The 13486-nt window shown below is 59.4% G+C and carries 11 protein-coding genes; 7 read left to right on the top strand and 4 right to left on the bottom strand.

The features are described from left to right. Window positions 1–29: 29 nt before the first annotated feature. The 3 genes from HMPREF2932_RS06450 to HMPREF2932_RS13090 all read right to left on the bottom strand — a co-directional run bounded on the left by HMPREF2932_RS06450 (window position 30) and on the right by HMPREF2932_RS13090 (window position 4160). Window positions 30–1187, bottom strand: a complete 1158-nt coding sequence (locus HMPREF2932_RS06450; protein ID WP_049156259.1) for an ABC transporter substrate-binding protein — start codon at window positions 1185–1187, stop codon at window positions 30–32. Window positions 1188–1339: 152 nt separating this feature from the next. Then, window positions 1340–2701: an MATE family efflux transporter gene (locus HMPREF2932_RS06445; protein WP_231732355.1), complete on the bottom strand. Its 1362-nt coding sequence runs from the start codon at window positions 2699–2701 to the stop codon at window positions 1340–1342. Between the two features lie 658 nt (window positions 2702–3359). Beyond that, window positions 3360–4160: a DUF3800 domain-containing protein gene (locus HMPREF2932_RS13090; protein ID WP_141745926.1), complete on the bottom strand. Its 801-nt coding sequence runs from the start codon at window positions 4158–4160 to the stop codon at window positions 3360–3362. 331 nt (window positions 4161–4491) lie between these two features. On the opposite strand from HMPREF2932_RS13090, the gene HMPREF2932_RS06440 reads away from it, so the two are divergent. Continuing rightward, window positions 4492–5307 (top strand): HAD family hydrolase, encoded by an 816-nt coding sequence (locus tag HMPREF2932_RS06440; RefSeq protein ID WP_071407548.1) that lies wholly within the window; start codon window positions 4492–4494, stop codon window positions 5305–5307. Here the strand turns inward: HMPREF2932_RS06440 and HMPREF2932_RS06435 are convergent. Further along, the gene (locus HMPREF2932_RS06435; RefSeq protein ID WP_071407549.1) at window positions 5304–5993 is read right to left on the bottom strand and encodes an oxidoreductase; all 690 of its coding nucleotides are present in this window, start codon (window positions 5991–5993) and stop codon (window positions 5304–5306) included. The genes HMPREF2932_RS06440 and HMPREF2932_RS06435 overlap by 4 nt on opposite strands. A gap of 104 nt (window positions 5994–6097) precedes the next feature. Here HMPREF2932_RS06435 and HMPREF2932_RS06430 point away from each other — a divergent pair, with 104 nt between their 5' ends. From HMPREF2932_RS06430 to HMPREF2932_RS06405, 6 genes are all read left to right on the top strand, one after another. Then, complete coding sequence (locus HMPREF2932_RS06430) at window positions 6098–6592, top strand: phage holin family protein (protein ID WP_070527749.1); 495 nt, start codon at window positions 6098–6100, stop codon at window positions 6590–6592. Between the two features lie 89 nt (window positions 6593–6681). After that, window positions 6682–7584 carry an alpha/beta fold hydrolase gene (locus HMPREF2932_RS06425; RefSeq protein ID WP_071409838.1) on the top strand — a complete coding sequence of 301 codons (903 nt, stop codon included), beginning with the start codon at window positions 6682–6684 and terminating at the stop codon, window positions 7582–7584. Window positions 7585–7805: 221 nt separating this feature from the next. Next, complete coding sequence (locus HMPREF2932_RS06420; RefSeq protein WP_071409837.1) at window positions 7806–9407, top strand: peptide ABC transporter substrate-binding protein; 1602 nt, start codon at window positions 7806–7808, stop codon at window positions 9405–9407. Between the two features lie 208 nt (window positions 9408–9615). Next, a complete protein-coding gene (locus tag HMPREF2932_RS06415) occupies window positions 9616–10542 on the top strand; it encodes an ABC transporter permease (protein WP_049157864.1) in 927 nt (308 codons plus the stop codon). Next, the gene (locus tag HMPREF2932_RS06410; RefSeq protein ID WP_049157862.1) at window positions 10535–11494 is read left to right on the top strand and encodes an ABC transporter permease; all 960 of its coding nucleotides are present in this window, start codon (window positions 10535–10537) and stop codon (window positions 11492–11494) included. Before HMPREF2932_RS06415 ends, HMPREF2932_RS06410 begins: the two co-directional genes overlap by 8 nt. After that, window positions 11494–13218 carry a dipeptide ABC transporter ATP-binding protein gene (locus tag HMPREF2932_RS06405; protein WP_071409836.1) on the top strand — a complete coding sequence of 575 codons (1725 nt, stop codon included), beginning with the start codon at window positions 11494–11496 and terminating at the stop codon, window positions 13216–13218. The genes HMPREF2932_RS06410 and HMPREF2932_RS06405 overlap by 1 nt, the downstream gene beginning before the upstream one ends. The last annotated feature ends 268 nt before the right edge of the window (window positions 13219–13486 follow it).

Genomic DNA, 13486 nt, shown 5'->3' with positions numbered 1-13486 from the left:
GGCAATTGATTGCGCTCGTGCTCCGTGGCTCATGGCAAACCAGTCCAGAAGGTGCCGCTAGCCTCCACAGGGAGGAATTTTTCATGTAGTTCTTCCAAATCGGCCTGCGGGTCGACATCGGAAAACAGGTCGGGGTGCATGGCTTTGGCAAACCACTCGATGGCTAGGTAGTTGTATGGGGAGTCGTAGAAGTGATGCCACGCAGCGTAGGCCCGCTTGTTCTTGACCGCCCGCATTTCCTTAAGGACAGGTTGCCCGTCAACAACGCGTTGGAAGTCTTTGGCTGCCTGTTCGGTGGACTCGTCGTAGCCCAGGGGTACAAAGCCATTCTTCTTTGGCTGCTGCTTGGCGCCGGTCCAGTCTGCGCCGGTGGCGATGATGACGTCTGGGTCTTTTTCAGCTAGCGCCTCGGGAGAGACTTGCCCCTGCTTGGCGTCGATCATATCGTCGCCCACGTTTTCGCCACCCGCTGCGTTAACAATTTGGGCTAGGTTGGACTTAGCGAAGGTAGAGCAGCAGTCGAAGTAGCCGGGAGCTCGCCAGAGGAAGGTCGGTGTGGGGGTGGCCTTGGCTTTTTCTAGGCGCTCCTGAACCATGTTCACCTTGGACTCATAGAACTCGGCATACTCTTCCGCTTCCTTCTCGTGGCCGAGTACCTTGCCGAGCAAGCGCACGCTCGGTGCGGTGTTCTTCACCGGGTCGGTAAAGTAATCGACGGTAACCGTGGGGATTCCGGCCTTTTCTAGACCGTCTACGATGCCAGCATCCTGGGCGGCTTCGAAGCTGCTTGCGGAGACAATGAAGACATCTGGACGGGAATTCAAAGCTTGCTCAACGGACATCGAGCCGTCGTAAACTTCACCAGTTTGCTCAATATCTTCGATCTCTGAGAATTTCTGTTCGTACTTCTTGTACGTGCCAGGGTCGTTCTGCTCCAGGTCATCTGGCCAGGCAACGATGCCCTGGAGCGGGTTTTCTTTGTTGAGGATGGATGTCGTGTAAAGCATCCGTTGCCCGCCCATGAGGACCCGATCGACGTTCTTCGGGACCTCGACTTCGCGCCCGAGAATGTCGGTGATCTGTTGCTTTTCTCCGTCATCTGCGGTCTGTTGTTCATCGTTAGTGCTGCAGGCAGCGGTCATAAGGAGGGCAGTGGCGGTGACGGCTGAGGCGACTACGCGGGCCATTCGGTGGTGAGGGGCGCGTGGGGTTTTAAAACCGCGAGCCCTAGTTGTCGTGAGGGACAAGGCAATCCTTTCTTCCAAGTGGATCTATTAGGTTAGCCATACCTTTGTTTATCTACAATGGGTGATGAAACTTTTACCCCCTAACATTCCCGTTAAGTCAGTTCATTCAGTCGGCGGGAATATGTGCGTAGCAGCAGTACCGCCGTGGTTGCGAAACCCATGATGAGTCCTAACCAGACGCCATATCCTTCCCATCCGAGGAGCTTTCCAAATATCAGAATCCCGGGGACGCCAACCAGCCAGTACCCGACGAGGGTGCAGCGTAGCCCTGAGGTGGTGTCTTTCAGGCCTCTCAGTAGGCCCACTGCCACGTTTTGGATTCCTTTGGCGAACTGTTGCAGTACCGCGAGACATAGGAGCAGGACGGCAATGTGAAAGGTGGTGGGATCTGCCTCTTTTAAGAAAGGATGCAGTACCCACCTGCCCAACAGAAGCCACAGCGCGCCCATTATTCCCAGATACGTGACCACGACGAACAATATGCGTCGGGTAATCTCGCGCACTGAGTCGGCACTCTCGGCCCGAGCCCTTGTGATCAGCACCGAGCCGCCGTGAGAAAAGCCGATGCACACTTGGTAAACGATGTACGCCAGTTGGTTCACAATATTGTGCGCCGCTAGCATCTGTGGGCTAAAGGTCCCCATCACTAAACCGGCGATGGTTGTTATTGCAGCCTCCGAGCCATAGGTCAGACTGACTGGTACCCCGAGGCGGACGAGGCGGCAGATAGTCTCCCCATCTCCTTTACACGGAAGGATGTGGAAATAGGGCTGTAGCTCGGGAATGCGCAGTACCACAATCCGGAAGGCCAGGAAGGTAAGCAGTTGGATGACAGTTGTAGAAAGCCCGATGCCCGCTACCTTCCAGTGATCCGAGGCTGCCCATGTCATAAATAACCAGTTCAATGCGATATTTATAAATATCGATATCAGCGTGATGGTTAACAGGGAGCCGGGTTTTCGCATGCCCACGGCGAATTGGCGCAGGACGTTGAGCCACATCATCGGGACTAACCCGGGTGCGAGCGCAAGGGTCATGGCGAAGGTGAGTTGGGCAACGTGCTTGTCGATGGGCAGAACAAGGACCAATCCGCCTAGGGCGATGACCAGTAACGCGCCGAGAATTGCAGTGCCAGTGGCCACCGCGAAGGAGGAGCGCACAGCCCGCCGGATCTGTTCTGCTCCCGCCTCGCAATTTTGACAAGAGGTTTTCTCTTTTTCCATTTTTGCTGCTGCTTCAGCCACAAGATTTGCCCCGGCCGTCACCATGCCCACGCACATCGTGCGGATCTGGTTGTAAAGCTGCATCGCTAGGCCGCCGCCGGCTATCGCCAGTACGCCCACGGACTGCAGCATCAATACGTCCGTGGTGGTCAATGCAACTCCGGCGAGTTGTACTCCAGCGATGGGAAGGGAAATTCCCAGAACTTCGCGATATTTCCGGATGGATTTCAACCTCGCAGCCACCTTCAACTTCGGACTAACATTCGTCTCGGCCCTCGCTTCTCATCTTCTAAACCTCGCCCATTTTGGCGGCTGGTCTCCAATGTGCTGCGGTTTCTAGCGGTAGATACGCAGCACATCCGATTCATTTGCGGCCTCCAGGCCGTTGAAGCGAATGGCGCTGCGATACATCTGCACCAAAGTTGCAATCGGACGCTGCCGTCTGCACCATGGAAATTAGTGGTTCGCCCCTGCGGATTCAGCTGGTGCTGGCCGATGCCCCAGCGGTACCACCGTTGGTTGAGACCGAATCCCGTTCAGGGCTGGTGTTTGCAGCGGCAGAGACTCCCTTCGGAAAGTATAAAGATTATACCTAGTTTAGGTAAGGCTACCATAATTGAAGATTTCCACTTCAAACACTTCAGGTGGAAGGAGTGTGAAGATGGATAGGAGAGACGCCGGAAAACAACACGTTTTGTCGTTTAGGCCTCCACAATCCTCAGAATCGGGTTAAGGGTCAAAAGCAAATACCCCCGAGCCACGCTCGAGGGTATCGCAATAAGTGCGGTAAAGAATGGCTTGGTTAGCCATAAAACTCGGGTAGTAAGTCTGAGACTCGGCCCGAGGAGCGCTTGCTTTTAGCCTGCGGCTATGGCGTTCAGCGCCTCACCTAAGAGTATCGTTGGCGCTTCAATTCTGTCAATGACCTCTCATGGCTTGTCTCAATCTTCAAAAGTGATGTACGGCAGTCACTAAAATGACTCTCGCCTAATGCGGCCGCAATACCCTTCGAAAGCCGGGCCTTTGGCGAACGATCTTCCAAGAAAGCCTCCAACCCCACGTCTTCGATCTTTTTTCGCGCATGGAAAACCGAACTAGCAAGCAGATCTGCCACCTGTAGTGCCGGACAAGTCCGAGAATCCAGACTAACGGCCGTTGCAAACCGCTTATTTCCAAATCGATTGTTGAGAGAGTTCACTAGTGTGTCTCCGTAGGAAACCCCTACTGGGACATCAATGTGGTCGAGCATTACCACCCCAACTTCACGACGAGTAACCAGCCCCCGCAGCAGCCGATCTGTCGCGAACAAATGCCCTTGCCACTGTTCTCGACTACTCCACGGATCGAAATGCCTCTTGTCCAAAACAAAAGCTCCGAACGTGCACCCCGAGCTTATCGCTGCTCGAAAAATATCAAGCAAAATCGGTTCAGAGTGCTTAGTAACTTTCGAGAACTTAATCTCGTCAGCCTTTGTGAAGTTATTCCGCTCACGACATGCCTTAATCTCCCGCGAAAGGAAATCAGGATCCTTCGTGCGCACAGCCGCAACAACGAAATGCTTACCCAACGTGCCTTTACTTCCGGCTTCATCTACAAAGTAGACGGCACTTTCTGCAGCAAGCGGCAAACTCACCTGAGGAGGACCTGAACCCTTTTGGTGAGAAGAAGAATGTGCTTGATAGCTTGTCACAGCTGAGAGTATATCGCCGTGCTAGGACATCAAATATGTCTCAGCTCAATGGCCACAGGCGAGCCCGGTTTTTTGAAAAAGGTGATGGCCCGCGCCTCGGGGGGGTGTGCGCGGGCCATCGGTAACCCGGCATCGGGGGGTGCGCCGGGGCAGGCCGCACTGTATATCGGGGCCTTGCACCTGACATTATGACATGCGAAAGAAGAGATGACAACAGCGAAATCCAACATTCCTTGAGTTTTCTGGCAATATGTTTGCGCACTCCCGATTCTTCCTGCTAAGAGGCTACGATGAGCAGGGTAACTCGCACACTAACGGCAGGCCTTCCTCGATGACCGGTACCCCTTTCCCCACCGACGGCACCACCCGCGCGGCCGCGTTTTTCGACTTGGACAAAACGATCATTGCCACATCCTCGGCCTATGCCTTCGGCCGCGAGTTCATGCACAACGGGCTCATTACGCATGCGGAGGCACTCCAGCTGTCTTTAGCCAAGGCCAGCTATATGCTCGCCGGCCACAGTAGCGAGCACATGGACACCACCCGCGATCAGCTCGCCGCCATGGCCGCCGGCTGGTCCGTTCAGGAGGTCCACGACATCGCTGTAGAGACCATGCACACTGTGGTCACCCCCGCCATTTATGCGGAGGCACGCGCGCTTATCGACGCCCACCGCGCCGCCGGCCACGAGGTGGTGATCATCTCGGCGTCGGCAAGCGTGCTAGTCAAGCCCATCGCACAGGAACTGGGCATCGAGCACGTCGTGGCTACCGAGCTCGCCGAGGAAGACGGCCGGTTCACCGGGGAGATCCCGTTTTACTGCAAAGGCGCCGCAAAAGCTGAGGCACTGGCGCGCATTGCTCAGGAGCTCAACGTCGACCCCGATGCGTCCTTTGCCTACTCCGATTCCGCCACAGACATCCCGATGCTGGAGCAGGTTGGCCACCCCGTTGCCGTGAACCCGGACCGCCTGTTGAAGAAGCACGCCATCGCCCACGACTGGGAAATCCGCACGTTCAAACACCCCGTTCCGCTCTTTACCGCACCCAGCGCACGCGAATTCGGTATCGGCTCGGCGGTCGTTGCCGGCATCGCAGCCTTAGTGGTCGGCGGAATTTTATTTGCACGCCAGCAGCTGCGCGATTAGGCCGCTTGCGCGATGCCGTCGGCTTCGCGGGCGCCGGCCTCCCAGGCGTCGAGAAGCAGCCTAATGAGCACCGCCGGATCCTTGTCATAGGTATCCAACGCCGCGCGGTAGTCCGCGCGATGACGGTTGAGGTAGGTCTCGGGCACGGCGAAACCCCGCGGATCGAAGCCGGTATGGATAGCAGCGGTGCGCGCGGCGACGAGCGCCACAGCGGTGCTGCGCGCACCGAACAGCGAGCGCGCAGCAATCTCCGCGTGCAGCACCACCGGCAACAAGCGGTCAAAATCCATTCCTGTCCCGCGTGTGATGAGCTGTGCCAGCGCCTGCGCCACCGCCGGATTCTGATCCGGATGCCCCACGCCGCTCGCCGCAATATCGATGCTGGCCAAGACCTGCAGCGGGGCCCGTGCGAAGGTCCGCACCGTGGCGGCCTGTTTTTCTGGAGCGAGCAAGGAATAGGCGCTGACTGCGGGCGGGATACTGTGTGCGTCGAGCGGCGCACCGTCGATCGCCGCGGCCGCCCGCGCACCGCGCAACAGCGACTCGGAAGAAATAACGTCAAACTTGCGCAAGCCCGCGGGGCGGCGGTGCACGCGCGCAATCGCTGCGGCGGCAGAACCGGCTTTATCCTCCACCCCAGATAGGGACATCAGCGGGGTCAGCGGGTCAGAATGCGGCATACCCATTACAATAACGCCGTACCCACTTTGCGGGCCGCACCACATGAACTCTGGAAAGTTCATTACTATGGCCGATATAGATTGCGACAAAACAGTAGGAGTATTAAACCGTGAGCAACGACGGACTATTCACTGACGGGTCCAACAAGTTCGCCCCGAAGGTAGACGGCATTCCCTTGAGCGATGCGGATACCTCCCGCCGTGGCGAGGCATCCATCGGCCAGCTCGTGTCCAACGCCACCGAGCAGATGTCCCAGCTGGTTCGCTCCGAGGTCGAGTTGGCCAAGACCGAGCTCGCTGCTTCTGCCAAGAAGGGCGGCATCGGCGCGGGCATGTTCGGTGTGGCTGGCACCGTGGCGCTGTATAGCTCCTTCTTCTTTTTCTTCTTCTTGGCGGAGCTGCTGGCCGTATGGCTCGACCGCTGGGCGGCCTTCCTGATTGTCTTCCTCATTATGGTCGTCCTGGCCGCCGTCGTGGCCTTTATCGGCTTCAAGCAGGTCAAGCAGGTCAAGGCCCCGGAGAAGACCATCGAGTCAACGAAAGAACTCAAGAAGCTGGTTCCGGGTAAGGCTGAAAAGTCCATCGAGCGTGGTCTCTACACCTAAACCATCAGGTTCCGTTTAACTCTCCCGCCCCGAGCACATGCGTTCGGGGCGGATTTCGTCTGTGCACCCTTCCCATGAAAGGCCCGCCTATGAATCCCCTACCGCCCTCCGTAGTGGAGCTTGACGGCCCCTTTGAGCACGAGTTCCTGCACACGCGCGGCATCCGCCTGCACGCCGTCACCGCCGGCAACCCGGATGACCCGCTGGTGCTTTTACTCCATGGTTCTTTCGGCGGGTGGTTCGACTTCCGGAATGTCATTGCCCCGCTTGCCGACGCCGGCTTCCACGTCGCCGCCCTCGACATGCGCGGCTTTGGCATGTCTGACAAACCTCCGCTCGAACCCGGCCAGGATATCCGCGTGGCGGTTGGCGATGTCAGTGGTGCCATCCGCGCACTGGGCCACGATGATGCCTACCTGGTTGGCGGGGATACCGGTGGTGCGGTGGCATGGGCGCTGGCAACCGAGCGGCCCGAGCGGGTGCGCGGGCTGGTTTCTGTTTCGGCAGCACACCCAACTGATTTGCGCCGCGCCATCGCCGCACGCCCCTGGGATTTCGGGTGGGTTCTCCTACGCGCGGCGTTGTGCCGCATGGGAAAAATTGGCGCCCCCAGCCTCCTACTGCGGGAAGATACCTATCACCGGGAGATGGATCTCGACGCCCTCGGATCCTTCAGCGGCGCCGAGCGCGCGGAGGCCCTGCGCTTGCGTGTGGCCTCCTCACGTATTGGAAACGTCCGCCGCGGAATCATCTGGAACCACCGACTGCGCACCGCCGTGGTTCCGCTGAGTTGGCTCGAGCTCAGCGTGCAGTGCCCGACGCTGTTCATTCATGCCGATCAGATGTTGTGGCGCCCGGTAGCCCGGCGCGCGGCGCGGCGCTGCCGTGGGGGCTTTACCGCCACCACCATCCCCGGCGCCAAGAACCTCCCCTACCTTGAGAACCCTCACGGTTTTACCCAGACCATCACTCAGTGGCTGCGAGATAGGTAACATTCACTCCCCTCCGTGTCCCACCCCTCTCAGGGGGATGGGACTTTTTTCATTCTCCAACAAAACCGCAGGTCAGGAACAAATACCTACCGATCTATAGCTTTCATTGCAGGACATATTTTTCGATTCCTTGTATATGAGGCGCGCCACGCGGTAGCTTCATAACAAACCAACACCACAGGTTTTCTACATCTTTCGCACCACGGAGGTCTAAGACCCACATGACGCTCAAGAAGACACTTGCTGCTCTCTCTGTCGCTACCCTGCCGCTCACCCTCGCGGCCTGTGCTGGCGATAACTCCGGTTCGGACTCTGCTTCCGGCTCCGCATCCGGCGACGGAATCGTCACCGTCAACGGCTCCGAGCCGCAGAACCCGCTCATCCCGGCCAACACCAACGAAACCGGTGGCGGACGCATCGTCGATTCCATCTACGCCGGCTTGGTCTACTACGACGGCGACGGCGAAGCCCAGAACGAGCTGGCTGAATCCATCGAGCCGAACGATGACAACACCGAGTTCACCGTCAAGCTCAAGGAGTCTAAGTTCTCCGACGGCTCCCCGGTAACCGCGAAGAACTTCGTGGATGCCTGGAACTACGCCGTGGCTAACGATCAGCTCAACGCTTCCTTCTTTGCCAACATCAAGGGCTTCGAGGAAGGCGTGAAGGAGATGGAAGGCCTCAAGGTCGTCGACGACCTCACCTTCACCATCGCACTGAACAGCCCGGAGCAGGACTTCCCGGCACAGCTGGGCTACTCCGCGTTCTACCCGCTGCACGAGTCTGCCCTGGAGGACATGGATGCCTTCGGCCAGAACCCGATAGGTAACGGTCCCTACAAGCTGACCGAGTGGAACCACAACCAGGACGCTACCGTCGTTCCGAATGAGGAGTACAAGGGTGGCCAGACCCCGCAGAACGACGGCATCAAGTTCGTCTTCTACGCCTCCCAGGACGCGGCCTACGCCGACCTGCTGGCAGGTAACCTGGACGTCCTCGACGCCATCCCGGACGCCGCCTTCGACAAGTACGAGACCGACCTCGGTGACCGCGCTGTGAACCAGCCGACCGCTGTGTTCCAGTCCTTCACCCTGGGCGAGAACCTCGAGCACTACTCCGGCGAGGAAGGCGTCCTGCGCCGGCAGGCCATCTCCCACGCTATCAACCGCGAAGAGATCACAGACATCATCTTCAAGGGCACCCGCACCCCGGCCAAGGACTTCACCTCCCCGGTTATGCCGGGCTACTCCGAGGACATCAAGGGCAACGAGGTCCTGAAGTATGACCCGGAGAAGGCTAAGGAGCTGTGGGCTGAGGCCGACAAGATCAACAAGTGGGACAACCCGACCCTCGAAATTGCCTACAACTCCGACGGTGGCCACAAGAGCTGGGTGGATGCAACCACCAACTCCATCAAGAACACCCTCGGCATCGAGTCTGTCGGCGCTCCGTACCCGGACTTCAAGTCCCTGCGCGATGAGGTGACCAACCGCACCATCAAGACCGCCTTCCGCACCGGCTGGCAGGCAGACTACCCGAGCCAGGCCAACTTCCTTGCTCCGCTGTACAAGACCAATGGTTCGTCCAACGACGGTGACTACACCAACCCGGAGTTTGACAAGCTTCTCGACGAAGCCCTGACCTCCACCTCCGAGGAAGACGCAATCAAGAAGTACACCGCGGCCCAGGAAATCCTGTTCAAGGACCTGCCGGCCATCCCGCTGTGGTACTCCAACGCCACCGGCGGCTACTCCGAGAACGTCGACAACGTCGTCTTCTCCTGGAAGTCCCAGCCGGTGTACTACAACATCACCAAGAAGTAACGCCACCTTTGCTACTTCGCACGACCCCCGCAACCTCCGTGAGCGGGGGTCGCCCCACGTTTTCACCCCCGAAGTGTGATTAGAAACGCGCTATAGATTTCCCGGAGCGTGGGATCACACATTAGAATTCTCGTAAGCTTTGACCTGCGTCCCAAAAATCGGAGAACGCTGGCAAGCACCTGCCCCACAATGAGTAAAGGACCACACTATGCTGCGCTATATCGGGCGCCGAGTGCTCCAGATGATTCCGGTGTTCTTCGGAGCCACCCTGCTCATCTACGCGCTCGTCTTCTTGATGCCCGGCGATCCAGTCGAAGCCCTTGGCGGTGACCGCGGCCTCACCGAGGCTGCCCGCGCCCGCATTGAGGCGGAATACAACCTCGACAAGCCGTTCATCATTCAGTATCTGCTCTATATCAAGGGCATCTTCATGTTGGACTTCGGCACGACCTTCTCCGGCGTGCCCGTGACCCAGGTGATGGCTAATGCCTTCCCGGTTACCGTGAAGCTCACCGTCATGGCGATCATTTTTGAATCCGTCTTCGGCATCCTCTTCGGCGTCTTCGCCGGTATGCGCCGCGGCGGCTTCTTCGATTCCACCGTGTTGGTCGTCTCCCTGCTCGTCATCGCCGTGCCCTCCTTCGTTATCGGCTTCGTCTTCCAGTACCTCGTAGGCATTAAGTGGGGCGTCCTGCCGGTTACCGTCGGCGCTAACGCCACGGTGAAGTCCCTTCTCATGCCGGCCATGGTGCTCGGCGCGCTCTCCCTGGCCTACGTCATCCGCCTGACCCGCCAGTCCGTGGCTGAGAACCTGCGCGCCGACTACGTGCGCACCGCCCGCGCCAAGGGCCTGTCCAACGGCGCGGTGACCCGCCGTCACGTGCTGCGCAACTCGCTGATTCCCGTGGCCACCTTCATCGGCGCCGATATCGGCGCACTCATGACCGGCGCCATCGTGACCGAGGGCATCTTCGGCATCAACGGCGTCGGCGGCACCATGTACCAGGCCATTCTGCGCGGTGAGCCGACCACCATCGTCTCCTTCACCACGGTGTTGGTGATCATCTACATCATCGCCAACCTGCTCGTTGACCTCCTGTACGCCGTACTTGATCCGAGGATTCGCTATGCCTAATTTCGAGAAAACCACTCCCTACCCGGGCCAAGAGCACTTCGTCTCGGAAACCGATGAAACGGGTCTCGGCGCGGTCGACGCCGTCAAGGATGAGTCCGCTCCCTCCTCTCAGTGGGGCGAAGCGTGGCGCTACCTGCGCCGCCGCCCACTGTTCTGGGTCGCTGCCGTGATGATTCTCGTGGCAGTCCTCCTGGCTATCGCACCGGGTCTATTTACTAGCACCGACCCGCGCCTGTGCGAACTATCCAGGTCCCTCGCCCCCGCCGAGCCAGGCCACCCCTTCGGCTTCAACCGCCAGGGTTGTGACATCTATGCCCGCGTGATCTACGGTGCGCGTGCTTCGGTCGCCGTCGGCATCCTCACCACGCTGCTCGTCGTGGTGCTTGGTTCAATGATCGGCGCTATCGCCGGCTTCTTCGGCGGCTGGATCGACTCCGTCCTGTCCCGCATCACCGACATCTTCTTCGCCATCCCGCTGGTGCTCGCCGCCATCGTGGTTATGCAGATGTTCAAGGAGCACCGCACCATCATCACGGTGGTCTTGGTTCTTGGCCTCTTCGGCTGGGTCTCTATCGCCCGCATCACGCGCGGCGCGGTAGTCTCCATCAAGAATGAGGAATTCGTGCAATCCGCGCGCTCCATCGGTGCGTCGAGCTGGCGCATCCTGTTCAGCCACATCCTGCCGAACGCGGCCGCGCCCATCATCTCCTACGCCACCGTGGCGCTGGGTACCTACATCGTCGCCGAGGCCACCCTGTCCTTCCTGGGCATCGGCTTGCCGCCGACGTTCGTGTCCTGGGGCGGAGACATCTCCGACGCGCAGGCCTCCCTGCGTGTTGCCCCGGCAGTTCTGTTCTACCCGGCGGGTGCCTTGGGCCTGACCGTGTTGAGCTTCATCATGATGGGTGACGTCGTCCGCGATGCACTCGATCCGAAGGCGAGGAAGCGTTAATGACTAACCCACTTCTTGAAATGAAGGACGTTCGCATCTCCTTCACCACGTCGACCGGCGTGGTTGAGGCAGTGCGTGGCGTCAACATGTCCATCTACCCGGGCCAGTCCGTGGCCATCGTGGGCGAGTCCGGTTCCGGTAAGTCCACCACGGCGATGTCCATCCTGGGCCTGCTGCCGGGCACCGGCAAGGTCACCGGCGGCCAGATCCTCTTCGAGGGCGAGGACATCACTCACTACAACAACAAGCAATTCGAATCGCTGCGCGGCGACAAGATCGGCTTGGTCCCGCAGGATCCCATGTCCAACCTGAACCCTGTATGGCGCATCGGCACGCAGGTTGAAGAGTCTCTCAAGGCCAACCAGGTGGTGGAGGGTTCCAAGCGCCACGAACGCGTTGTGGAGCTTCTGGAGGAAGCCGGGCTTCCCGACGCCGAACGCCGCGCCAAGCAGTACCCCCACGAGTTCTCTGGTGGTATGCGCCAGCGCGCGCTCATCGCGATCGGCCTGGCCGCCCGCCCGAAGCTACTCATCGCCGACGAGCCCACCTCCGCGCTGGATGTAACTGTTCAGAAGACCATCCTGGACCACCTGGAGCACCTCACCGAGGAGCTGGGCAACGCCGTTCTCTTCATTACCCACGACCTTGGTCTGGCGGCCGAGCGCGCCGAACACCTCATCGTGATGCACCGCGGCCGCATCGTGGAGTCGGGCCCGTCGCGCGAGATCCTGCGTTCCCCGCAGCACCCTTACACCCGCCGCCTTGTCAAGGCCGCCCCTTCCCTCGCCTCCTCCCGCATCCGCGCGGCCAAGGAAGCTGGCGTGGAGGCCAAGGAGCTCAAGTCGGGCGAGGCTATCGGCGCCGACGTTGAACCTGGCGCCACCACTGCAGATTCCGCTGAAGGTTCATCTTCCGCGGCTCAGGCCCCGGTCATCTCGGTTCGCAACCTCACCAAGGAATTCGACATCCGCGGCCAGCGCGGCGGCAAGAAGCTCCTCAAGGCTGTCGACGATGTCTCCTTCGACATCCGCCGCGGCACCACCCTGGCGCTGGTGGGCGAGTCCGGATCCGGCAAGTCCACGGTGGCCAACATGGTGTTGGGCCTGCTGGAGCCGACCTCCGGCACCATCGAATTCGAAGGCCGCGATACCTCGAAGCTATCGAAGCAGGAACTCTTCAAGCTCCGCCGCAAGATGCAGGTGGTCTTCCAGAACCCCTATGGCTCACTGGATCCGATGTACTCCATTTACAAGTGCATCGAGGAACCCATGGCGCTGCACAAGGTGGGCTCGCGCAAGGAACGCGAGGCCCGCGTGGCCGAGCTTCTCGACATGGTCTCCATGCCTCGCTCCGCCATGCGCCGCTACCCCAACGAGCTCTCCGGCGGCCAGCGCCAGCGCATCGCCATCGCCCGCGCGCTCGCGCTGCGCCCAGAGGTCATCGTCCTCGATGAGGCCGTTTCCGCCCTGGACGTGCTGGTGCAGAACCAGATCATCCAGCTCCTCGCGGAGCTGCAGTCTGAGCTCAGCCTGTCCTATCTCTTCATTACCCACGACCTCGCAGTGGTCCGCCAGACTGCCGACGACGTAGTTGTGATGAAGAAGGGCCAGGCCGTCGAGCAGGGCACCGCCGACGATATCTTCGACAACGCCCAGCAGGAGTACACCCGCAACCTCATCAACTCGGTTCCGGGTATGCACCTCGATATCGGCACGGATATCTAGCTCAAGCGCGCCGACTACCCGTCAACCTTGCTGTGGTTGGCGGGTTCGGCATTGACGGGCCTTTATACCAGCGATAGCGGGCCGCGAAAGACGATGGTCTTTATATGCAATTACTGGACCCAAGACTGTTGAAAAACAACCAGCAATTCCATAAAGTGTACGGTGAGCCATATCACTTCTATGGACTCTAAAGGATCTCTAACACAAGGAATTCTGATGAAGAAAATCACCCTTTTAGCTTTCAGTTTGGCGCTCACCACATCTGGCG

Origin of the sequence: Corynebacterium sp. HMSC074H12 (genome assembly GCF_001813755.1) — a bacterium.
Classification (GTDB): Bacteria; Actinomycetota; Actinomycetes; order Mycobacteriales; family Mycobacteriaceae; genus Corynebacterium; species Corynebacterium hiratae.
Note: the sequence above shows the minus strand (reverse complement) of the source record. Positions and strands in the feature narration are given on the sequence as shown.